This is a genomic window from Streptomyces durmitorensis, from assembly GCF_023498005.1.
Classification (GTDB): domain Bacteria; phylum Actinomycetota; class Actinomycetes; order Streptomycetales; family Streptomycetaceae; genus Streptomyces; species Streptomyces durmitorensis.
The window spans coordinates 5657415-5677552 of the sequence record NZ_CP097289.1; the positions used below are offsets into that span (position 1 = coordinate 5657415).

The following is a 20138-nucleotide window of genomic DNA, read 5'->3' on the forward strand; positions in this document are numbered from 1 at the left end:
CGGGGAGCCGTGCTCCGGGCGGACATACCGGCACGTCCCCTTGCGTGCGTTCCCGGCTGTGGGTGCGCTCGTGTTGCGGGGGCGGTCTGTCTTGGGTGTGGGGCCGTGCCGGTATGTGCGTCCTCGCTATCGTCCGGTGGCCGTGGGGTTGCTTCGGTGTTGGAGTGTTGGGAGCCGTGCTCCGGGCGGACATACCGGCACGTCCCCTTGCGTGCGTTCCCGGCTGTGGGTGCGCTCGTGTTGCGGGGGCGGTCTGTCTTGGGGGGCGGGGCCGTGCCGGTATGTGCGTCCTCGCTGTCGGCCGGTGGCCGCCGGGGTGCTTTGGTTCCGGCTGCGGGTGGGGGGGGGCTTCTGTCAGCGTTGGCCGGGGGGTGGCGTTTTGCGGGCTCGGTACGCCCGCATCTTTGCTCGGGCGCCGCATACGCCCATGTCGCACCATCTGCTGCGGCTCGCCGGGCTTCGGTCGTAGTACGCCCAGTGGCAGTCCGCGGCCTCGCATGCCTTGAGCCGGGACCAGGTGCCCGCTGTCACCGCCTCCGCGATGGCCGCCGCCACCCGCGAGGCGAGCTTGGACGGCTCCGCGGGGGTCAGTTCCGCCGAGCCGTCCTCCTCTGAGATCTTCACCAACAGCGGTGCCCCCATGAGGAGTTGAGAGAGCGGGGGCACCGGTGCGTGTGGGGCGTGGCCCGCGTGTGCCAGGCACGCCGCTCGTAGCGACTCCCGCAGTTCGCGCGCGGCCGTCAGCTCGGCGCCCGGCGCGACGCCGAACGGCGCGCGGCCCTCCGACGTGTCGAGCGCGTCCGCGCCCGACTCCAGGTCCAGGGTGTTCACCAGCGCCTGGACCAGCGCGAGAGCTCCTGGAGCAGATGCTCTGTCATTCATGCTTGCGACGTTACCTCCAGTGGGGGAGTATGTAGTAACCGTTACCTGTAGCGGGCTGCTACAGGTAACCCATCCGCGAACGAGGAGAAGCCATGCCGCTCGCCAAACTCGGCTACGTCGTACTCGACTGCCCCGACCCCCTCGCGCTCGCCACCTTCTACGCGGCCGTCATCGGCGGCACCCCCAAGCGCGACGACGACGACTGGGCCCACCTCGAGGGCCAGGACGGCACGCCGCTCGCGTTCCAGGCCGCCCCCGGCCACGTACCGCCGCAGTGGCCCGCGGCGACGCACTCGCAGCAGTTCCATCTGGACCTCGACGTGCCGCAGGCGGAGATGGACGCCGTCGAGAAGGAGGTGCTCGCGCTCGGCGCCACCGTGCTCGACGCGGAGGATCGCGAGCGGAGTTTCCGGGTGTACGCCGACCCGGCCGGGCACCCGTTCTGTCTCTGCGCCTGCTGATCCACAAAGGATCCAACAAAGGATCCACAAAGGAGGGAAACACGCATGACACCCGTCGCGCGCATGCGCAATGTCGTCCTGGACTGTCCCGATCCCCGTCAACTGGCCGAGTTCTACGCGCACTTGCTGGGCGGCACCGTCGAGGGCGACGAGGGTGAGGACTGGGTCACGCTCCACGCTCCCGGCGGCCTGCGCCTCTGCTTCCAGGAAGCCCCGGGGCACCGTCCGCCCAACTGGCCGCAGGCGGGCGCCGGTTCGCAGCAGATCCACCTCGACCTCGACGTGGGTCCGGCCGTCCAGGACATCGAGCGCGCCCAGGAGCGGGCACTCGCCCTGGGCGCCAAACCGCTCGACGTCGACGACGACAACGGCAGCCGCGACTTCCGGGTGTACGCCGATCCGGCAGGGCATCCCTTCTGCCTCTGCCGGATCGACGAAGGCTAACCGGCCGCCTGCCGGCGCCGCCTCTCCCGCGCCGCCCGTGCCGTGAAGTCGGCCCCGCGCAGCACCCGTTGGGCATTGCCCCACGTCAGGCGCGCGAGGTCGGCCTCAGGCCAGTCGCGGTCCATGAGCTCGGCGACGAGGTGCGGATAGCGCGATGCGTCGGCCAGGCCGTCGGGGTGCGCGGCCGAGGTGTCGTACATCCCCGCGAGGCCCACGCTCTCCGGGCCCGCGAGGCGGCGTACGTGATCGAGGTGGTCAGCCACCTCATGGATCGAGGAACCCGTCTGCTCGGCGGCCAGGGGCACCAGGCACAGGCCCTTGGCGGCGCCGAGCGCGGTGAGCAGGTCGTCCGGGAGGTTCGCCGGGGCGTCCCGCAGCGCGCGGGCCCCCGACCTGGCGAAGAGGACCGGTGCCTTGGAGACGGCGAGCACCCGGTGCGCCGTGGCCTCGGTGGCGCCGGACAGCTCGGCGAGCACCCCGAGCCGGTTCAGCTCGCGCACCACCTCCTCGCCGAACGGGGTGAGACCTTCGGGGCCCGTCCATGACGTACCGGAGAGCGTGAGCGAGCAGAGACCGAGGGCGTGCAGGGCGCGCAGGGTGGCGAGCGAGTCGCCGATCGCCTCGGCGCGCGCCGGGCCGATCAGGGTGGCGATGCGGCCGCAGTGGCGGGCGTCGGCCACCTCGGACGCCGTGCGGGCCAGGCGCAGGCCGTCGGAGTGGCCGCCGACGACGTGCTTGACGAGGTCGATCTGTTCGAGGGTCGCGCCGAGCACGCGGTCACCGGTGATGCTCTGCGGGACGTGCACGGACCAGAACTGCGCCCCCACACCGCCCTCACGCAGCCGCGGCACATCGGCGTCCACGGCGCTGTCGCCGAGCTCCAGGTCGTACCAGGGCAGCCCGCGCAGCGTCCAGGGCAGTCCGCTGTAGCCGTCGGCGACGGGATGCGCGGCGAGCAGCGCGCGGGCCCGACCGAGGGGGTCCTGCGCGCGTGCTGGTCCGGGCGCGGGTTCGTGCGCCGGTCCGGGCTCGGATATGGGCGGTGGCTCGGGGGGCCGTACGGAGGGCTGGTCCAGCTCTCCGGCTTCGGCGGTGGCGTTCAGTTCGACCTGCAGGTCTGCCATGGCAGTGCTCCGGACTTCAGGGTGGCAGTCCGGTCAACCGTGACACGCGGGAGCCGCGGCTTCACGGCGGGCGAAGCGTTCGGGGTACGAGGCCGTGACCTCGCCGCGCGCAGGGGCCCCGCCGATCGGCCGGCGGGGCCCCTGCGACAGGTTCAGGAGACGGTTCAGCCGCCCGAGACGGTCACCTTCTCGTCGTTGTTCAGCTGGTTCACCATCTGCTTGACCTTGGCCTTGTCCCACAGGAGGTTGCCGCCGGTCGAGCCCGCGAGCGGCATGTTCATGGACTTGCCGTCGCCGCCCGTGACGCCCTTCATCGCCCAGAACATGGATGCCACGTCGAGCAGGCCCATGTCCTTGTCGACGACGAGCGTGTCCAGGCCCGCGCCCATCGTGGGGTAGAGCTTGAAGGGGTTCAGGACCGTGCCCGGCGTCGCCGCCTGGTTGGCCAGGGCTGCGAGGAACTTCTGCTGGTTCTTCGTGCGGTCCAGGTCGCTGCCCGGCAGGGCGTAGCGGGTGCGGACGAAGGCCAGGGCCTGCTTGCCGTCGAGGGTCTGCTTGCCCGCCTCGAAGTCGGCGCCGGACTTCTCGTCCTTGAAGCCCTTGGGGATGTCCATCTCGACGCCGCCGACCGCGTCCACGATCTTGGCGAAGCCGCCGAAGCCGATCTCGGCGTAGTGGTCGATCTTCAGGCCGGTGTTGTACTCGACGGTGCGGACGAGCAGCTCGGGGCCGTCCTCCGCGTACGCCGCGTTGAGCTTCGTCTGGCGGCCCTGGTTCGGGTAGAGCTTGCCGGACTCGGCGCCCTTGAAGGAGGGGATCGTCACGTTCGAGTCGCGGGGCAGCGAGATCATCGTGTTCCCGCCGTCGTCCGCGACGTGCAGGATCATCATCGAGTCCGTGCGCTTGCCCGCGGCGGAACCCGTGTGGAGGTCCTTCTTGTCCTGGTCGGACATGCCCTCGCGGCTGTCGGAGCCGACGATCAGGTAGTTCGTGCCCGCGCCGCCCTCGGGGCGCTCGATGACCTTGGAGAGGTCGACCTCGCGCTTGAGCTTGGAGTCGGCCCAGAAATACGTGCCGATGGAGACCGCGAGCAGCACCACGACCAGGGTGATCGAGCCGATCTTGAGGCGCCGGCGCCAGTTCGGTGCGGGGCGCGGCGCGCGGGTTCCGTAGCCGTCGTCGCCGCCCTGGCCCGCGCCGTTGCCCTGGCCGTTCGGGGCGCCGTAGACCTGGCCGGTGTTGTAGCCGCTGTCGTAGCCGTCCTGGCGCGAGCTGCGGGGCTCGAACATGTCGTCGCGCGCGTCGCCGTACGGCCGGCCGTACCCGTCGTCGTACGCGGGCTGCGGCGGGACTCCTCCCGCCTGCTGCTGGCCCGGTCGGCCGGACGGGCCGCCGCGCTGGACATGCCGCATCCTGCGGGCGCCCTCAGGCTGCGCGCTCCCGCTGCCACGGCCGTATCCTCGGCCGTTGCCCTGGTCGTCAGGCCAATCGCTCATGTGGCCCAGTGTGCCGTCTCTGCCTATGCGCCTCACAGGGCAGGCGGGATTTCGGTTCAGGGCTGTTGCAGAGCTGATGCAAAGCCGCCGGTCGCGGCCGGGACATTCCTCCGACTTAAGGTAGAGCCCATGACAGACCTGGCCCCTGGCGCGGAATCGGAGATTCCGGGCAAGCCGACCTCGGCGTCCCGCACGACTCTCAGCCACATCATGACCCACGGCGACACCAACCTCCTCGGAACGGTGCACGGCGGCGTGATCATGAAACTGGTGGACGACGCCGCGGGGGCTGTCGCGGGACGGCACTCGGGCGGGCCCGCGGTCACCGCGTCCATGGACGAGATGGCCTTCCTGGAGCCGGTGCGGGTCGGCGACCTCGTCCATGTGAAGGCGCAGGTGAACTGGACCGGGCGCAGCTCCATGGAGGTCGGCGTCCGGGTCCTCGCCGAGCGCTGGAACGAGTCGACGCCCGCGCAGCAGGTGGGGTCGGCGTACCTCGTCTTCGCCGCCGTCGACGCGGACGGCAAGCCGCGGGGCGTGCCGCCGGTGCTTCCGGAGACGGAGCGGGACCGGCGCCGGTATCAGGAGGCGCAGATCCGGCGTACGCACCGCCTCGCGCGCCGCCGGGCCATCAAGGAGCTGCGGCAGGCGCGCGCCGCCGAGGGCCTCGACGACTGAGCGCGGCGCACGTCCCTGCCACCGTGCCTACTGGCACCCCACCTGGTCGCCCGTCAGCGCCCCGAACTCGCCTTGGTAGGCGTCCTCCGCCCGCACCGGCCTGACCTGCTTGAAGTCCTGGCCCGCGAACACCTTCAGGGTGGCGCCCTGCCCCTTCACCGCCCGCAGCTGGCTGCCCGGCAGCGCCGTCGCCAGGGACTTCGCCGAGCGGTCCCAGCGCGGGTCGTACGCGACGACCGTGCGCGGCAGCGGCTTGCCCACGAAGTTGCCCGGGGCCCGCGTCGTGCGGAAGCCGGTGGACCGCAGCGCGCTGTCGACCCGCTTGCCCAGGCCCGGAGTGCCCGCGGCGTTGTCCACCTGCACCCGGATCTGCTGCGGTGACACGTCGACGATCGCCTTGCGCTTGGCGCCGTGCGCGGCGAGCGGACGGTCCTCGCGCAGCGCCTTGAAGAGCTTCGAGGACTTCTGCGGGTCCCACTTCAGCGTCGACCCGATGCCCGGCACGAGCACGCCCTTGCTGCGCAGCGGCACCGTCGTGAACTCCGACGACGACGGCGAGAAGCCGCGCATCGCCCGCCCCAGGGCGAGCATCTCGTTCGTGCCGAAGCCCTTGTCGGCGCGGACCGAGCCGAGCAGCGTCCTGGACACGTCGCGGAACTTCAGCGGGTTGAGCAGCACCCCGCTGCCGGTGGCCTTCGAGATGAGCGCCGCGAGGAACCGCTGCTGGCGCTGCATCCGCCCCAGGTCCGACGTGCCGTCGACGTGCCGTGTGCGGACGTACTGCAGCGCGGCGCCGCCGTTCAGCTTGTGCGTGCCGACGGGGAGATCGAGTCCCGTGTACGAGTCCTTCAGCGGGCGTGCCGTGCAGATCTCGACGCCGCCGAGCACGTCCACGGTCTTCATGAAGCTGGTGAAGTCGACCTCCATGTAGTGGTCGATCTTGACCTTCGTCATGTTCTCGACGGTCCGCACGGTCAGGTTGGGGCCGCCCTCCGCGTACGCCGCGTTCATCTTGACCGGGTGCGGCTTGTGCTTGTCGCCGGAGTTCCGGTCGACGTGCTCGGGCATCTCGGCGTAGCTGTCACGGGGCAGGCTCACGACGCTGGCGCGGTCCCGGTCCTCCGAGAGGTGCACGATCATGATCGTGTCCGTGCAGTGGCAGGGCGCCCCGCCGAGCCGGTACTTCTGCTTCTCCGCCTTGGTGATCTTCTCGCGGCCGTCGGTGCCGACGAGCAGCACGTTCATGCCGTTGCCGCCCTTGGGCCGGTTCTTCATGTCCTTGAAGGCGTCGACCCGGCTGATCTCGGTGTCGAGGCTGGTGACCACGCCGTGCCCGATCCCGGCCGCCGCGAGCACGGTCACCGAGAACCCGGTCGCCACCCGCATCGCCCAGCGTGGCCGCCTGCGCTGCTTGACCGGCCGCCCCGCGGGCTGCTGCACAGGCTGCCTCGCACGTGGCGGGCGCAGGCCACGCGGTGGCGGGGTGGGGGAGCGGCGGGGCGGTGTGGGCACGTGAAGGGACACCTCCGCGGTGACGGGCCTGTCCGGGACGGGGTAGGGGGACCCGCGATGGGCCGGGGAACGCGAGAACCGTAGGCCCATACGATCTGCGACCCGGGGCAGCAGGCCGGGCGGCGCGCGCCGGTGTCCCCCATTCGCGGTAACGTGGCGCCGATGAACGCGACGCCCGACGTGCAGCTTCCTGCCGTATCCGTGATCATGCCGGTGCTCAACGAGGAACGGCACCTGCGTGCTGCCGTCTCGGCGATCCTTGAGCAGGAGTACGACGGTGAGATGGAGGTCGTCGTCGCGCTCGGTCCCTCCACGGACCGCACGGACGAGATCGCCGCCGAACTGGTCGCCGAGACCGCGGGCCACCGCGCGAAGGTGCAGACCGTCCCGAACCCCACGGGGCGCACGCCCGCGGCCCTGAACGCCGCCATCAAGGCGTCGAGCCACCCGATCGTGGTGCGCGTGGACGGCCACGGCATCCTCTCGCCCGGCTACATCGCGACGGCCGTACGCCTCCTGGAGGAGACCGGCGCGCAGAACGTCGGCGGCATCATGCACGCCGAGGGCGAGAACGACTGGGAGCACGCGGTCGCCGCCGCCATGACGTCGAAGATCGGCGTGGGCAACGCGGCCTTCCACACCGGTGGCGCCGCCCAGCAGGCGGAGACCGTCTACCTCGGTGTCTTCCGCCGCGAGGCCCTCGAACAGCAGGGCGGCTACAACGAAGAGTTCATCCGCGCCCAGGACTGGGAGCTGAACTTCCGCATCCGTGAGGCCGGCGGGCTCATCTGGTTCTCGCCCGAGCTGAAGGTGCAGTACCGCCCGCGGCCGAGCGTGAAGGCGCTCGCCAAGCAGTACAAGGACTACGGCCGCTGGCGGCACGTCGTCGCCCGGTACCACGAGGGCTCCATCAACCTGCGCTACCTCGCGCCGCCGACCGCGGTCTGCGCGATCGCGGCAGGCGTCGTCGTGGGCGCGCTCGTGACGCCCTGGGGCTTCGTCGTCCCCGCGGGCTATGTCGCGGCGATCGCCGCGGGCTCGCTGCCCGCGGGCAAGGGGCTCGGGCTGAAGGCGCGCCTCCAGATCCCGGTGGCCCTCGCGACCATGCACATGTCGTGGGGCTGGGGCTTTTTGACCAGCCCGCGCTCGCTCGCCAAGAAGGTCATCGCCTCCCGGCGCCCGGCCGTCCTCAGCGAGGCCTGAGCACAGCAGGACGAGCCCCGGCCCACTTCCGTGGGCCGGGCTCATCTCCCGTGGGCCGGGCTCACTTCCAGGTGAAGTTCGGATCCACGTGCATGCACGCCTTCTTGTCCGAGCCGTTGAGCGCCTCGGCCGAATCCGGCGTCTTGTCGTCCTGCTTCGACTTGGGAGGGGCGTTCCCCTCCCGCCAGTCGGCACCGACGACCAGGGTGACCCCCGAGACGTCCGTCGACTTCTTCACCGAACTCAGCTTCATGCCAAGGGACTTGGCGATCCGCTGCGCGTCGCCCTCCAGGTCGGCGCTGGGGAACTTGATGACGGTCTTCTCCTGCGCGAGGACAGTCGTCGTGTCGGCCGCAGCCTTGGTGAAGCCCTTCCCCGCCAGGATCTGCGTGACCGTGCTCGCGCGCCCGCCGACCGGGGGCTCGACGTCCGTGCGGGTGCCGTTCTGCACCTGCACCGCGATCTCGCCGTCGTCGGCCGCCGGATCGTCCGAGACCTTCTCCTTGGCGGGCTTCTTCTTGCCCTTGCCGTCCAGTGAGATGTCGTCGCGTACGAGGCGGAAGAGCTGCTCGGCGTCGCCCGGCTTGGGGATCACGCGCGCGCCCACGTACTCGAAGGGCATGGTCGTCATCGTGGTCCGCTCCGGCGAGACCTTCTTGAGCTCGTTGCTCAGGTCGAAGAGGGCCTTGACGCTGCCCAGGCCGTCGTCGACCTTGAGCGCGCTGGTGGCCGTCTCGGCGAGCTTGCGCAGCTTGTTGGGGCTGCCGAGGTTGGCGTTCTCGCGCAGCTCGCGCACGAGTGCGTTCATGTACATGTGCTGGGCCTTGGCCCGGCTGATGTCGGTGCCGCCGTCGAAGCCGTAGCGGGTGCGCAGCCACTGCAGGGCCTGCTCGCCCTTGACGTACGTGGTGCCTTTTTCGAGCTTCAGGCCGGAGCCGTGGCCCTCGCTGTCGCGCGAGTGGATGTTGGCGTCCACGCAGACCGGTACGCCGCCGATGGCGTCGGCCATGGAGACCACACCCGAGAAGTCCACCTCCATGAAGTGGTTGATGCGGATGTCGGTGAGCTTCTCCCAGGTGGCGACCGTGCAGCCGGGGCCGCCGCGGCCGAGCGACTGGTTCGTCATCGTCCGCTGCGTCGACGCCTCGTAGACCTTGCCGTCGTCCGGGTCGGTGCACTTGGGAATGGAGAGCAGCGTGTCGCGCGGCATGCTGATGACCGACATGTTCGTGCGGTCGGCCGACAGGTGCAGGAGCATCTGGACGTCGGCGAGCGGTGTGCCCCCGAAGGTCTCCTTGGCGCCGCCGAGCTTCTGGTTCTCCTTGGAGTCCCGCGCGTCCGAGCCGATCAGCAGGATGTTCAGCGGGGTCTGGCCCGCCGCGTTCGGCGTGGGCTCGGGGGCCCGGTGGTCGCCGAGGTTCAGGTCGTCGGTCTCCAGGTTGTTGTTCAAGTGCTGGTAGTAGAGATATCCGGCGCCGGCCGTGCCGAGTATCAGCACCGAGAGAATCGTCGCCGACCAGCGCAGTATCCGGCGTCTTGGACGCGGAGCCCGTCCGCCGCCACCCCCGTGCCGACGCCTGTGGTGCCCGCTGTCCGCCGAGGGCTCCCCTCCCTCGTGCGGCGGGCCTTCTTCCAAGCCGTGATCACTGGCGTGCGGGGCGCGTTGTCGCGCCCCCTCCCCACGCACGCTGCTTCTCCCCATCCCCTGCCCCTCCCCGCGCTCCCCGCGCTACCCCGAATTACGGCCATCCTGCGCCTAGTCAGACGCAGAATGGCCGCTTCAGGTCACTTGGCACACACAGTCTTGTCCGCTTCGACCTTCTGGATGCCCTCCGGCGCCTTCGACGGGGTACTGATGGGCACCCCGGCCCCCTTGAAGTCGCTGCCGAGCGTCAGCTTGATGGCGGGGAGACCCTGCGAGTTCTTCTCGCTCTTGCCGGGCTTCATCGCGGAGCCCGAGAGCCCCATGACGTCGGCGAGCCGCCGGGCCTGATCGGCCTGGTCGGGGGCGTACTCCAGCGTCGTCTTCTTGAGGTCGGACGGCGCGTTGCCGAGCTGGCTTGCCTTGGACATGCCCTCAGTGTTCTGCAAGTACGTGAGAGTTGCCTGAGCGGCGCCGGTCTTCCCGCTGCCGTTGTAGATGTTGACCCGCACCTCGGAGGCGTCGGACTTGCTGCCCTTGAGGCGGGCGGCGACCGCCGCCTTCTCCTTCTTCTCCTTCTTCTTCACCGCGGTCAGCGACTCGTCGGCGCGCATCATGGAGAACAGCGGGTCGGCCTTGGCCTTGTCCACGACGACGGTCGTGTGGACCTTCTCCGCCGGGTTGTCGACGACAGGCACGGTCGCGAAGCTCAGGTTCTTCATGTCGAGCTTGCCGAGCTCCATACCCAGGTCACGGAGTTTCATGATGTCCGCGATCTTGGAGTCGACCGTGAGCGCCTCGGTGCCCGCTTCGGCCAGCTTTATCATCTTCGACGGGCTGGTCAGCGTGTCGTTCGACTTGAGCTTGCGCATCAGCGAGCTGAGGAACTGCTGTTGCAGCTCGATGCGGCTCAAGTCCCCGCCGGTGCCCACGGAGTGGCGCGTGCGGACGAACGCCAGCGCCTCCTCGCCCTCGATGGTGTGCTTGCCCGCGGGCAGGTTCAGGTGCGAGTCCGGGTCGTCGATGTCCTTGGCCAGACAGACGTCGACGCCGCCGACCGCGCTGGAGAGCGTCTTGACCGCGTTGAAGTCGGCCACCATGAAGTGGTCGGGGACTATCCCGGTGATCTCCGTGACCGTACGCATGGTGCAGCTGGGCGTGCGCTCGCTCTGCCCGAGGCTCTCGTTGAAGCGGGCGCCCTTCGTGCCGGTGATCGTCTTCTTGCTGCCGTCCTTCATCGTGGTCGGGCAGTCCGGAATGTCCGTGATCATGTCGCGCGGGATGCTCAACGCGGTCGCGTTGGTGCGGTCCTTGGAGACGTGCAGCAGGATCGTCGTGTCGGCGTGACCGACGCTTCCCTTGTCGCCGTACTTCTCGTTGCCCTCGCCGCTGCGCTTGTCCGTACCCATCACCAGGATGTTGATGGCGCGGTCCTTGCTGAAGCCGCCGGTGCTCGCGCCGTCATCGGCGATCGAGTTGATGTTGTCGTTGAGGTGTTGGTAGTAGACGTACCCGCCCACACCGACCGCGACCAGGACGAGGGCGAGTGAGCCGCCCGTCCACATCAGGGCCTTCTTGCCCTTGGACTTCCTCGGCTTCTGCTTGCGCCGCCCGCCCGCCGCCTCCGGCTGCGGATTGCGGCGTCTGCGCTGAGGCGGGACCTCGCGCTGCTCATCACGGGGCTCGTCACGTCGGCCATCGCGGCCGCGCGCTCCCTGGCGGGTCGAGGACCGCGATGATCTGCGCGGTCCAGGCACTGCCGACTGCCCTGCGGAAGGGCTCAGTCGCAGTTCGTAATCGCCGGTGTTCGGGTTGAGCACCCACTGGTCTGCGGGGTCGATGTTCTCCGCCCGCCCACGGCCTTGCGCGTCCACGGTTAGCTGCGTCCTCCGTCGGGGCCACGCGGCGCCTTTCCCCCCTCAAGAAAGGCGCTCGGTCAGTCATCCAGCGGTGCGCAGCCCGGAAGGGCCCGGCGCACCGGATCGCTCACACTATCCGGCCAGTTCGGCGGTGAACGACGCCGGTGACAAATTCCACTCCCCTACAACTGGGCAATACGCCCTATTTCTTTGTGCAGGCGGTCTTGCGCTTGGGGATGGCTTTACTCGCAGGTCGTTCCCGCAGCCGTGTTGCCCCGGAATGTGGGAGCGGGGCTAGGCGTATGAGAAGGGTCGTCCGGCTTCTCGTCGCTCTCGGAGTCGCCGTGGTCCTCGGAGTCGTCGTACTCCTGCGTCTCCTCGTCGACGGGCGCGGTTTCGGGCTCCTTGCGCGTCACTTGGAGGGGTGCGTCCGTTCGGAGTCGCGTGAAGAGTTCCTCCGCCGCGGGCTCGACGAGTTCATCCCGATTGGCGTCGTAGACATACGACCGCCGGGGCACGGTGAGGAACTGCACCTGTTCTGTGGGGATGTTGCGCATGCCGCGCACCAGTTCGTACAAACCACGCAAACTCGCCAGCGCGGGGTCCGTGGTCAGCGAAGAAGTGGCCGCGTCGAGAACCGGATAGAGCTTCGCCGGATTGAGCAGGACGTCATTGCTCTGCACCTTGTTGACGAGTGCCGCGAGGAACTGCTGCTGGCGGTCCATCCGGTCGGTGTCGCTGCCGTTGCCGATGCTCTTGCGGGCGCGCACGTAGCCGAGCGCCTGCTCGCCGTTGAGGGTGTGCCTGCCCGCGGGGAGCTTCAGATGCGCGTCGGAGTCGTTGATCGGGGCCTTGAGGCAGACCTGTACGCCGTCGACGGCGTTGACCATGTCCTTGAACCCGGCGAAGTCCACGACCATGTGGTGGTCGACGCGGATCTTCGTCATCTTCTCGACCGTACGAATCGTGCAGGCCGTCCCGCCGAACTGGAACGCCCAGTTGAACTGCGCGAACTGGGCCCGTGTCCGCGAACCGTCGGACTTGCGGCAGCTGGGGATGTCCACCATCACGTCCCGCGGGATCGACACCGCGGTGGCGCTCTGCCGGTCGGCCGCGAGGTGCAGCAGGATCGTGGTGTCCGAGCGCTCGGTGCCCTTGTCGCGGCCGTACTTCTTGTTGCCCCGGCCCGAGCGGGTGTCGGAGCCGATCAGGAGGATGTTCTGCGCGTCGTGCACCAGCGGTGTGGGGCGCTCCTTCTCGTAGCGCGCCAGCTCCGCCGCGGCGTCGGTGTCCTCGGTGATGTTGCCGTCGAGCTTGTTGTAGACCGCCCAGCCCGCGCCCCCGGCGACCAGCACGAGCCCGGCCGCCCCCATGGCCGTCCAGCGCAGCCAGCGCCGCCTGCGCCGGGCGATGCCCGCGCCCGTGGGGCTTGAGCCCGCGCCGGGTGCGTACGTCGTCGGCGGCTCAGGCGGGGTGCCGTCCGGGTCCGGTCGGTCCGGTCCGGCGGGCATGCCTGCGGTGTCGGACACGTGTACGGCCACCCCTCATAGCGACGTCGGTGCATGGTGCGCTCTTACGACCATGGACCGACGTGACGCCGGGGGCCTGCGGGCCAGGGGCTCGTGTGGGCCGAACGGGGGGACGGGTTACTTGGCGGTGGCGGTGACCCGCTCGTCCTCGACGCGCTTGGCGAGGCCGTCGTCGGCGAGCTGGTCCAGGTGGCGGCAGAGCACCACGGAGCCGCCCGCCGCCAGCGGGGCGTACAGGCCGGAGCTCAGGCCCTCCCAGGTGTCGTACGAAAGACCCGAGAGCAGCCGGGAGCCGGGCGCGAGCCCCAGGGCCCCGGCGTCGGCGCGGGCCCGCTCCACCAGCTCGGCGCCCGTCAGCTCGCCGACGACGGCGCCGCCGACAGCGAGCGCGGGCTCGTCCGGGTCCACGGGGGCGTACGGAGCGAAACGGTCGCCCTGGCTCGGCACCTCGACCGCGTAGTCCGCGAAGCCTTCGGGGGCCTGCGGGAAGCGCCCGCCGAGCGGCCGGAGCGCGAGCGCGACCCGCTCCCCGGAGCAGGCCCGCGCCGCGTCGAGCGAGTCGGGCCCGCTGACGACGAGATCGGCACCGGCCGGGTCGCCGCCCACGTCCGCGACGACTCCGACGGACGAACAGGCGAGCAGCCAGACCGCCGTCTGCCAGTGCGCGGGCAGCAGCAGCGCGAGCCGGTCGCCGGGCTGGGCGGCGAGATCGTCCTGGAGCAGGTTGGCGGTCTTGGCCACCCAATTGGCGAAGGTGGCCACGGACAATTCGACGCGCTCGCCCGTGGCGTCGTCGTAGAAGGTGATCAGCGGGCGGCCCGGGTCCGCGGCGAGCGCGGATCGCAGCAGGTCGGCAGGGGTGCGGTCGGTGGCGTTCACGGGCGCAAGGGTACGCGGGTGCCCTTGCGCCCCCGGGCGTGGCGGGGGAGTGCGGGCCACCGGTTCGGCGGACATGAACCGACGGTCCGTCAATTCCCCAATGGACAGAATTGTCCATCTATGCCAACTATCAATCGTATGCGTGGATTTCTAGCTTCCTCGATCGGCGTCACGTGCGCGGCCGCCCTGGCGCTCCCCCTCACCCTGCCGTCGTCCGGCGCCCGCGCCGCGACCCCGGACGCTCAGCCGCCGGCCGGGCGATCCGCGGAATCGGTTCCGGGCAGCACACAGTCACTCCCGCTCACCCCACTCGGCTCCGACCGCTCCGTCGGCGGCGGCGCATCCCGCGAACAGGGCCTGCTCCAGCGCGATGTCCGGCCCTTCTCCCTCGTCGGCGTCGTCTGGGACGACCCGGACGACGAACTGCACGGCAGCGTCCAGGTCCGCACGCGCGCCAGCGGCACCGGCACCTGGTCCGGCTGGCAGCCCGTGGAGACCCACAACCACGAGCACGCCGCCGACCCGGACGACCCGGAGCGCGCCACGGGCAGGGTCCGCGGCTCCACGGCGCCGCTGTGGGTCGGCGACTCGGACGGCGTCGAGATCCGCGTACGAGGAGAGGCGCCGCAGCACCGCGCGAGCGCGGGATCCCTCGCGGAACAGGCCCTTCCGGCGGGCCTGCGTCTCGAACTCGTCGACCCCGGCGCCGAGCCGCCCCCGCAGGGCTCCGTGCCCGAAGGCCCCCGCACCACGGCCCTGACCGCCGAGACCGCGGCCTCCTCCGCGGTCAACGCCGACCTCGCCCCGATGGGCGCATCCGCCATCCCCGCGCTCAGCAAGAAGGAGACGCAGGACGACCTGATCGCGGCCCGCGGCGGCCCGGAGGACTCCGTGGGGAAGGCGAGGCCCTACGTGGGCCCCCGGCCGCGCATCATCACGCGCAAGGGCTGGGGCGCGGACGAGAAGCTCCGCGAGAAGGACTTCGCGTACACGAAGTCCGTGAAGGCCGCCTTCGTGCACCACAGCGCGTCCGGCAACAACTACCGCTGCTCACAGGCGGGCTCCGTGCTGCGCAGCATCTACCGCTACCACGTCAAGAGCAGCGGCTGGCGTGACTTCGGCTACAACTTCGCCGTCGACAAGTGCGGAAACATCTACGAAGGGCGTGCCGGAGGTGTGGCCAAGCCCGTCCTCGGGGCCCACACTCTCGGTTTCAACACCAACAGCATGGGCATCGCCGTCCTCGGCAGCTTCGGCTACTCCAGCCCGCCCGCGGCCGCCGTGAACGCCGTCGCCCGGCTGACCGCCTGGAAGCTCGGCCTGTACGGCGCGAACCCGCGAGGAATGACATATCTGAAGTCCGGGGGTGGCAATCTGTACAAGAAGGGCAAGAACGTCCGGCTCCATGTGATCTCCGGGCACCGTGACGGTTTCGCCACGGAATGCCCCGGTAGTCGCCTGTACAAGAAGCTGGGCAAGGCCCGGTCCTCCTCGGCTCGTTTCCAGGGCCGCTGAGGCAGGGCCGAACCGCACGACCCGCACCGCACGACCCCTATCACACGGCACACCGCACGACCCGCAAAGCGCACTGCACGATCTGCAAAGCCATCTGCATACACTGGCCGGCCGCGACTCAAGTTCGGCCGGCCCCAGCAGGAAGCAGAGACGACAGGTGACAGAAGCGATCCTCCTGGTCGGCGGCAAGGGAACCCGGCTGCGTCCGCTCACGGTGCACACCCCCAAACCGATGGTTCCGGCGGCGGGCGTCCCGTTCCTCACCCACCAGCTGGCGCGGGCGCGCGCGGCAGGCGTGGAGCACATCGTCCTGGCGACCTCGTACCTCGCCGAGGTCTTCGAGCCGTACTTCGGGGACGGCTCGGCGCTCGGCCTCCACATCGAGTACGTCACGGAGACCGAGCCCCTCGGCACGGGCGGCGCGATCCGCAACGTGGCATCGCGCCTGCGCTCGGACCCCGACGAGCCGGTCCTGATCTTCAACGGCGACATCCTCACGGGCCTGGACATCCGTGCCCTGGTCACGACGCACGAGGAGTCGGGAGCGGACGTCTCCCTGCACCTCACGAAGGTCGACGACCCCCGCGCGTACGGCCTCGTGCCGACCGACGGGACGGGCAGGGTGCAGGCCTTCCTGGAGAAGCCGCAGACCCCCGAGGAGATCGTCACCGACCAGATCAACGCGGGTGCGTACGTGTTCCGGCGCTCGGTCATCGACACCATCCCGGCAGGCCGCCCGGTCTCGGTGGAACGCGAGACGTTCCCCGACCTCCTGGCCTCGGGAGCCCACCTCCAGGGCATGGTCGACTCGACGTACTGGCTGGACCTGGGCACACCCCAGGCCTTCGTACGCGGCTCCGCCGACCTCGTCCTCGGCCGCGCCCCGTCCCCCGCGATCCCCGGCCGCTGCGGCGACCGCCTGGTCCTGCCGACGGCCACGGTCGCCCCGGACGCGAAGCTCACCGGCGGCACGGTGGTCGGCGACGACGCGGTGATCGGCGAGGGCGCACGGGTGGACGGCAGCACGGTCCTCGCGGGCGCGGTGATCGAACCGAACGCGGTGATCACGGACTCACTGATCGGCGCGGGCGCGCGGGTGGGCGCACGCACGGTCCTGACGGGCGCGGTGATCGGCGACGGCGCGGACATCGGCCCCGACAACGAACTGCGCGACGGAGTACGGGTGTGGTGCGGGGCGAGGCTGCCGGCGGGGGCGGTGCGGTTCTCGTCGGACCAGTAGATCTTTCTCGGGCTGGGCGACGAGGTTTCCAGCTCGGGCCGGGGGATTGGTCCTTCAGCCCGTCCGGCGTTTGAGGACGAACTCGGCGGAGCCGGTGATGAGGGCGCGCAAGGCTCCAGGGCAGCGGGTTCTCAACAGGGGCGGGGGCTGGTTCTTCAGCCTGTCCGGCGTTTGAGGACGAACTCGGCGGAGCCGGTGATCGACGGCACGCAAGGCCCCCGCGCCAGATGGAGCGGGTTTTCGGGAAGGGGCGGGGTGGGGGACAAAAAAGCCCCTACCCTCGTACAGATGTCATCCCGCTTCGCCCCCCGCTCCACCCCCACCCGCACCACAGTGCGCGGCGGCGAAACGGCGATCCCCCAGGGCATGCCCCGCCAACCCACAGCGGCGCGCACCCGCACCTGGACCCCGCCCCACCCCCTGAACCTGGGCCTGACCCTGGGCCCCCTGCGAAGGGGCCCCGCGGACCCCACGTTCCGCGCGACCCCGGACGGCTCGGCCTGGCGGGCAAGCCGCACCCCTCAGGGCCCCGGCACACTCAGGGTCGCCCTCCGCGCGGACACGGTGGAGGCGGAGGCATGGGGTCCAGGAGCCGCCTGGCTCCTGGACCAACTCCCGCAGCTGCTCGGCGATTCGGACACCCCGGAGGACTTCACCCCCCGCCACCGCCTGCTCGCGGCAACAGCGCACCGCCGCCCCGGCCTCCGCCTGCTCCGCACGGGCCTGGTCCTGGAGTCCCTGATCCCGTCGATCCTGGAACAGAAGGTCACGACGGACGAGGCGTACCGCGCCTGGCGCCTCCTGGTCCGCAAGTACGGCGAACCGGCACCGGGCAAGACCCCCGCCCAGCTCCGCCTGCACGTCATGCCGGACCCCAGGACCTGGACCCTGATCCCGTCCTGGGAGTGGCACAAGGCGGGCGTGGACGACAAACGCGCGTCGACGATCCTGCGCGCGGCACGCGTGGCCGCGCGCATGGAGGAGGCGGTGACGATGACCCCGCCCGAAGCCCAGGCCCGCCTTGAACTGATCCCGGGCATCGGCCCCTGGACGTCGGCGGAGACGATCCAGCGCAGCAACGGCGCCCCGGACGCGGTCACGGTGGGCGACCTCCACCTGCCGGGAATCATCGGCTATGCGCTGGCAGGCGACCGCACGGCGGACGACGAGGAGATGCTGCGCCTCCTGGAGCCCTACGCGGGCCAGCGCCACCGAGCGGCCCGCCTGATCCTCCTGAGCGGCCGCACCCCGGCCCGCAGACAGCCGAAAATGCCGAAGACAGACATCGCCGCGCTGTAAGAGCCGCCGGGCGGTTCGCCCCGTCAGGGGCGCGGGGAACTGCGCGACCAGCCCCCCCCAGACCCGCAGGTGAAGTCGGCCGCCTCACCGAACCTCGACGAAGTCCCCCGCATCCCGCGCGGCCCGAGCGACAGGCTCAGCCGCCGCATGCCCCACAGCCACCGCCCCCATCGGATCCCACGACCCCGGAAGCCCAAGAACGTCCCGTACGACATCCCGGCAGAACATCGTCGACGAGACCCAAGCGGACCCGAGCCGCTCCCCGGCAAGCGCGACAAGGAAGTTCTGCACCCCGGCGCCCGCGGCGACGACGAACATCTCCCGCTCGGCCGCATCCCGCCGAGCGTCCCCATACGTATGCGAGCCGTCCATCACCAGACAAGGCACCACCAAGTACGGGGCCTTGCGCAGCACATCCCCCCGCCGCACCCGCTTGGCAATGGACTCCGAAGACTTCCCGTCCCTCTCAAGGTCCGCGACCCAAGCGGCCCGCATCGCGTCGAGCAGCCGCACCCGCGACTCCTCGGACTCAAGCAGGACGAACCGCCACGGCGTCGTGTGATGCGGCGCGGGCGCCGTCACCGCCGCCGCCACGGCCCGCCGCACGGCCCCGGGATCCACCGGCTCGTCCGTGAACTCCCGCACGGTCCGCCGCTGTGTCACGGCTTCCCGGACGGCCTCGGACGTCCCGAGCCGGAACATGTCGTCACGGGAGCTCCGCACCATGACCCGGGCCCCCTCGTCGGCCTCCCCGGCCGCACCGGATTCCCCGACGACGTGCGGCAGCCCGCGGACCACCGCGACCGGCAGCCCGCCGGCCTTCCCCTTGACGAGATCACCCGCGGCGGCCAGCTCGTCCGCGGTGGCGACGACCGTCGCGCTCAGCGGATTGCCGTACGCGTCGGTCCCGCCCCGCAGATCGTCGAGCACCCGCACGCCCGCCGCCCCGATGGCGACGTCCGTCAGGCCGTTGCGCCAGGGCCGCCCGAAGGTGTCCGTGACCACGACCCCCACGTCCACACCCAGCGCGTCCCGCAGCCCGTCCCGCACCGCACGCGCCGATGCGTCGGCGTCCTCGGGCAGCAACAGGACGGTCCCGGCAGGAGTGTTGGAGGCATCGACACCGGCGGCGGCCATCACAAGGCCCTGCCGGTTCTCGACGATGCGCAGGGTCCCGCGCCGCGCCACGACCCGTACGGTCTCCGCGTCGATGGCCGCCTCGCGGTCGCTCGCCTCGACGATCCGCCCCTCGGCCTTGCTGACGATCTTCGAGGTGACGAGCAGTACGTCACCGTCGGCGAGCCCCGGTTCCGTGGCGGCGATCAGCTTGGCGAGGTCGTCCCCCTGCCGCACCTCGGGCAGCCCGGGAACGGCCCACACCCGGTACGAGGGGGAAGCCCCGGCGTCGGAAGAGCTCACGCCCGCACCTCCTCCGCGAGGGCGAGCGCCGCACGCGCCATCTCGGCGGTCGCGTCGATGTCGCTCATCATCAGCGGAATCGCCCGGCACTGGATCCCGGCCGACTCGACCCGCTCCACGACCCCCGCGTCCACGGTGTCGACGAGCCAGCCGTCGAGCAGCCCGCTTCCGTAGTGCTCGGCGACCGCGGCGGCCGTAGTCTCCACGCCCACCGCGGCGAGCACCTTGTCGGCCATGCCCCGCACGGGAGCGTCCCCGACGATGGGGGAGAGCCCGACGACGGGCACGCCCGCGTCGGCGATGGCCTCGCGAATGCCCGGCACGGCGAGGATCGTCCCGACGCTCACCACGGGGTTGGACGGCGGGAAGAGCACGACGTCCGCTTCGGCGATCGCCTCCAGGACACCGGGCGCGGGCTTGGCCTGGTCGGCGCCGACCGGCACGATGGCGTGCGCGTCCACGGAGGCCCGAAGGCGCACCCAGTACTCCTGGAAGTGCACGGCCTTCTGCTCGCCGTCGACCGTGACGGCGACATGCGTCTCGACGCGGTCGTCCGACATCGGGATGAGCCGCACGCCCGGCTGCCAGCGCTCGCAGAGCGCTTCCGTCACCGCGCTGAGCGGGAATCCGGCGGCCAGCATCTGCGTCCGCACGATGTGCGTGGCGAAGTCCCGGTCGCCGAGCCCGAACCACTCGGGACCCACTCCGTACGCCGTGAGTTCTTCCTTGACCTTGAACGTCTCGTCCGTACGTCCCCAGCCCTGCTCTTCGTTGATGCCGCCGCCGAGGGTGTACATCACGGTGTCGAGGTCGGGGCAGACCTTCAGGCCGAACAGGTGAATGTCGTCACCGGTGTTGCCGATGACCGTGATGTCCGCGTCAGGCGCGGCTTTCTTGAGCCCGCGGAGGAAACGGGCGCCGCCGATACCGCCGGCCAGGACCACAATGCGCATGGG

Annotated in this window: 17 protein-coding genes; 7 read left to right on the top strand and 10 right to left on the bottom strand. The window is 70.7% G+C overall.

Annotated features, from left to right (window positions below; all coding sequences use genetic code 11):
- Nucleotides 1-354: 354 nt before the first annotated feature.
- Nucleotides 355-882 (bottom strand): CGNR zinc finger domain-containing protein, encoded by a 528-nt coding sequence (locus M4V62_RS25405; RefSeq protein WP_249589532.1) that lies wholly within the window; start codon nt 880-882, stop codon nt 355-357.
- Nucleotides 883-974: 92 nt separating this feature from the next.
- Here M4V62_RS25405 and M4V62_RS25410 point away from each other — a divergent pair, with 92 nt between their 5' ends.
- Both M4V62_RS25410 and M4V62_RS25415 read left to right on the top strand, forming a co-directional pair.
- Nucleotides 975-1343: a VOC family protein gene (locus tag M4V62_RS25410; RefSeq protein ID WP_249589533.1), complete on the top strand. Its 369-nt coding sequence runs from the start codon at nt 975-977 to the stop codon at nt 1341-1343.
- Between the two features lie 45 nt (nt 1344-1388).
- Complete coding sequence (locus M4V62_RS25415) at nt 1389-1787, top strand: VOC family protein (protein ID WP_249589534.1); 399 nt, start codon at nt 1389-1391, stop codon at nt 1785-1787.
- Here M4V62_RS25415 and M4V62_RS25420 read toward each other — a convergent pair.
- Together M4V62_RS25420 and M4V62_RS25425 are read right to left on the bottom strand one after the other, a co-directional pair.
- Nucleotides 1784-2911 (bottom strand): dipeptidase, encoded by a 1128-nt coding sequence (locus M4V62_RS25420; protein WP_249589535.1) that lies wholly within the window; start codon nt 2909-2911, stop codon nt 1784-1786. The two genes, M4V62_RS25415 and M4V62_RS25420, sit on opposite strands and share 4 nt — an antisense overlap.
- Nucleotides 2912-3075: 164 nt before the next feature.
- The gene (locus M4V62_RS25425) at nt 3076-4407 is read right to left on the bottom strand and encodes an LCP family protein (protein WP_249589536.1); all 1332 of its coding nucleotides are present in this window, start codon (nt 4405-4407) and stop codon (nt 3076-3078) included.
- A gap of 129 nt (nt 4408-4536) precedes the next feature.
- Here M4V62_RS25425 and M4V62_RS25430 point away from each other — a divergent pair, with 129 nt between their 5' ends.
- A complete protein-coding gene (locus M4V62_RS25430; protein WP_249589537.1) occupies nt 4537-5085 on the top strand; it encodes an acyl-CoA thioesterase in 549 nt (182 codons plus the stop codon).
- A gap of 27 nt (nt 5086-5112) precedes the next feature.
- Here the strand turns inward: M4V62_RS25430 and M4V62_RS25435 are convergent, their stop codons facing one another.
- Nucleotides 5113-6597, bottom strand: coding sequence for an LCP family protein (locus tag M4V62_RS25435; protein WP_486388583.1), 1485 nt, complete (start codon nt 6595-6597; stop codon nt 5113-5115).
- 162 nt (nt 6598-6759) lie between these two features.
- Between M4V62_RS25435 and M4V62_RS25440 the strand changes: the two genes are divergently transcribed.
- Nucleotides 6760-7800 carry a glycosyltransferase family 2 protein gene (locus M4V62_RS25440; protein ID WP_249589538.1) on the top strand — a complete coding sequence of 347 codons (1041 nt, stop codon included), beginning with the start codon at nt 6760-6762 and terminating at the stop codon, nt 7798-7800.
- Between the two features lie 61 nt (nt 7801-7861).
- On the opposite strand, the gene M4V62_RS25445 is transcribed toward M4V62_RS25440, so the two are convergent.
- The 4 genes from M4V62_RS25445 to M4V62_RS25460 all read right to left on the bottom strand — a co-directional run bounded on the left by M4V62_RS25445 (nt 7862) and on the right by M4V62_RS25460 (nt 13709).
- The gene (locus M4V62_RS25445; protein WP_249589539.1) at nt 7862-9502 is read right to left on the bottom strand and encodes an LCP family protein; all 1641 of its coding nucleotides are present in this window, start codon (nt 9500-9502) and stop codon (nt 7862-7864) included.
- An 83-nt stretch (nt 9503-9585) separates the two neighbouring features.
- Complete coding sequence (locus tag M4V62_RS25450; protein ID WP_249589540.1) at nt 9586-11316, bottom strand: LCP family protein; 1731 nt, start codon at nt 11314-11316, stop codon at nt 9586-9588.
- Nucleotides 11317-11543: 227 nt separating this feature from the next.
- Nucleotides 11544-12830, bottom strand: coding sequence for an LCP family protein (locus M4V62_RS25455; RefSeq protein ID WP_249589541.1), 1287 nt, complete (start codon nt 12828-12830; stop codon nt 11544-11546).
- A gap of 117 nt (nt 12831-12947) precedes the next feature.
- On the bottom strand, nt 12948-13709 hold the full coding sequence (locus M4V62_RS25460) for a TIGR03089 family protein (RefSeq protein ID WP_249589542.1): 762 nt from the start codon (nt 13707-13709) through the stop codon (nt 12948-12950).
- 138 nt (nt 13710-13847) lie between these two features.
- Between M4V62_RS25460 and M4V62_RS25465 the strand changes: the two genes are divergently transcribed.
- The 3 genes from M4V62_RS25465 (at nt 13848) to M4V62_RS25475 (ending at nt 17763) form a co-directional block, all read left to right on the top strand.
- A complete protein-coding gene (locus M4V62_RS25465; RefSeq protein ID WP_249589543.1) occupies nt 13848-15224 on the top strand; it encodes a peptidoglycan recognition protein family protein in 1377 nt (458 codons plus the stop codon).
- A gap of 157 nt (nt 15225-15381) precedes the next feature.
- Nucleotides 15382-16464, top strand: a complete 1083-nt coding sequence (manB, locus tag M4V62_RS25470) for a mannose-1-phosphate guanylyltransferase (protein WP_249589544.1) — start codon at nt 15382-15384, stop codon at nt 16462-16464.
- A 288-nt stretch (nt 16465-16752) separates the two neighbouring features.
- Nucleotides 16753-17763, top strand: coding sequence for a DNA-3-methyladenine glycosylase family protein (locus M4V62_RS25475; RefSeq protein WP_249589545.1), 1011 nt, complete (start codon nt 16753-16755; stop codon nt 17761-17763).
- 84 nt (nt 17764-17847) lie between these two features.
- Here the strand turns inward: M4V62_RS25475 and M4V62_RS25480 are convergent, their stop codons facing one another.
- Entirely contained in the window at nt 17848-19182 is a 1335-nt protein-coding gene (locus M4V62_RS25480; RefSeq protein ID WP_249589546.1) for a coenzyme F420-0:L-glutamate ligase, read from the bottom strand.
- Nucleotides 19179-20135, bottom strand: a complete 957-nt coding sequence (gene cofD / locus M4V62_RS25485) for a 2-phospho-L-lactate transferase (protein WP_249589547.1) — start codon at nt 20133-20135, stop codon at nt 19179-19181. Before cofD ends, M4V62_RS25480 begins: the two co-directional genes overlap by 4 nt.
- Nucleotides 20136-20138: the final 3 nt, after the last annotated feature.

What these genes read in the sequence shown, in the direction of transcription:
- M4V62_RS25445 (WP_249589539.1), bottom strand. Translation starts at nt 9,502, where the DNA reads ATGGGGAGAAGCAGCGTGCGTGGGGAGGGGGCGCGACAACGCGCCCCG.
- M4V62_RS25440 (WP_249589538.1), top strand. Translation starts at nt 6,760, where the DNA reads ATGAACGCGACGCCCGACGTGCAGCTTCCTGCCGTATCCGTGATCATG.
- M4V62_RS25420 (WP_249589535.1), bottom strand. Translation starts at nt 2,911, where the DNA reads ATGGCAGACCTGCAGGTCGAACTGAACGCCACCGCCGAAGCCGGAGAG.
- M4V62_RS25475 (WP_249589545.1), top strand. Translation starts at nt 16,753, where the DNA reads ATGTCATCCCGCTTCGCCCCCCGCTCCACCCCCACCCGCACCACAGTG.
- cofD (WP_249589547.1), bottom strand. Translation starts at nt 20,135, where the DNA reads ATGCGCATTGTGGTCCTGGCCGGCGGTATCGGCGGCGCCCGTTTCCTC.
- M4V62_RS25415 (WP_249589534.1), top strand. Translation starts at nt 1,389, where the DNA reads ATGACACCCGTCGCGCGCATGCGCAATGTCGTCCTGGACTGTCCCGAT.
- M4V62_RS25425 (WP_249589536.1), bottom strand. Translation starts at nt 4,407, where the DNA reads ATGAGCGATTGGCCTGACGACCAGGGCAACGGCCGAGGATACGGCCGT.
- M4V62_RS25410 (WP_249589533.1), top strand. Translation starts at nt 975, where the DNA reads ATGCCGCTCGCCAAACTCGGCTACGTCGTACTCGACTGCCCCGACCCC.
- M4V62_RS25405 (WP_249589532.1), bottom strand. Translation starts at nt 882, where the DNA reads ATGAATGACAGAGCATCTGCTCCAGGAGCTCTCGCGCTGGTCCAGGCG.
- M4V62_RS25465 (WP_249589543.1), top strand. Translation starts at nt 13,848, where the DNA reads ATGCGTGGATTTCTAGCTTCCTCGATCGGCGTCACGTGCGCGGCCGCC.
- M4V62_RS25430 (WP_249589537.1), top strand. Translation starts at nt 4,537, where the DNA reads ATGACAGACCTGGCCCCTGGCGCGGAATCGGAGATTCCGGGCAAGCCG.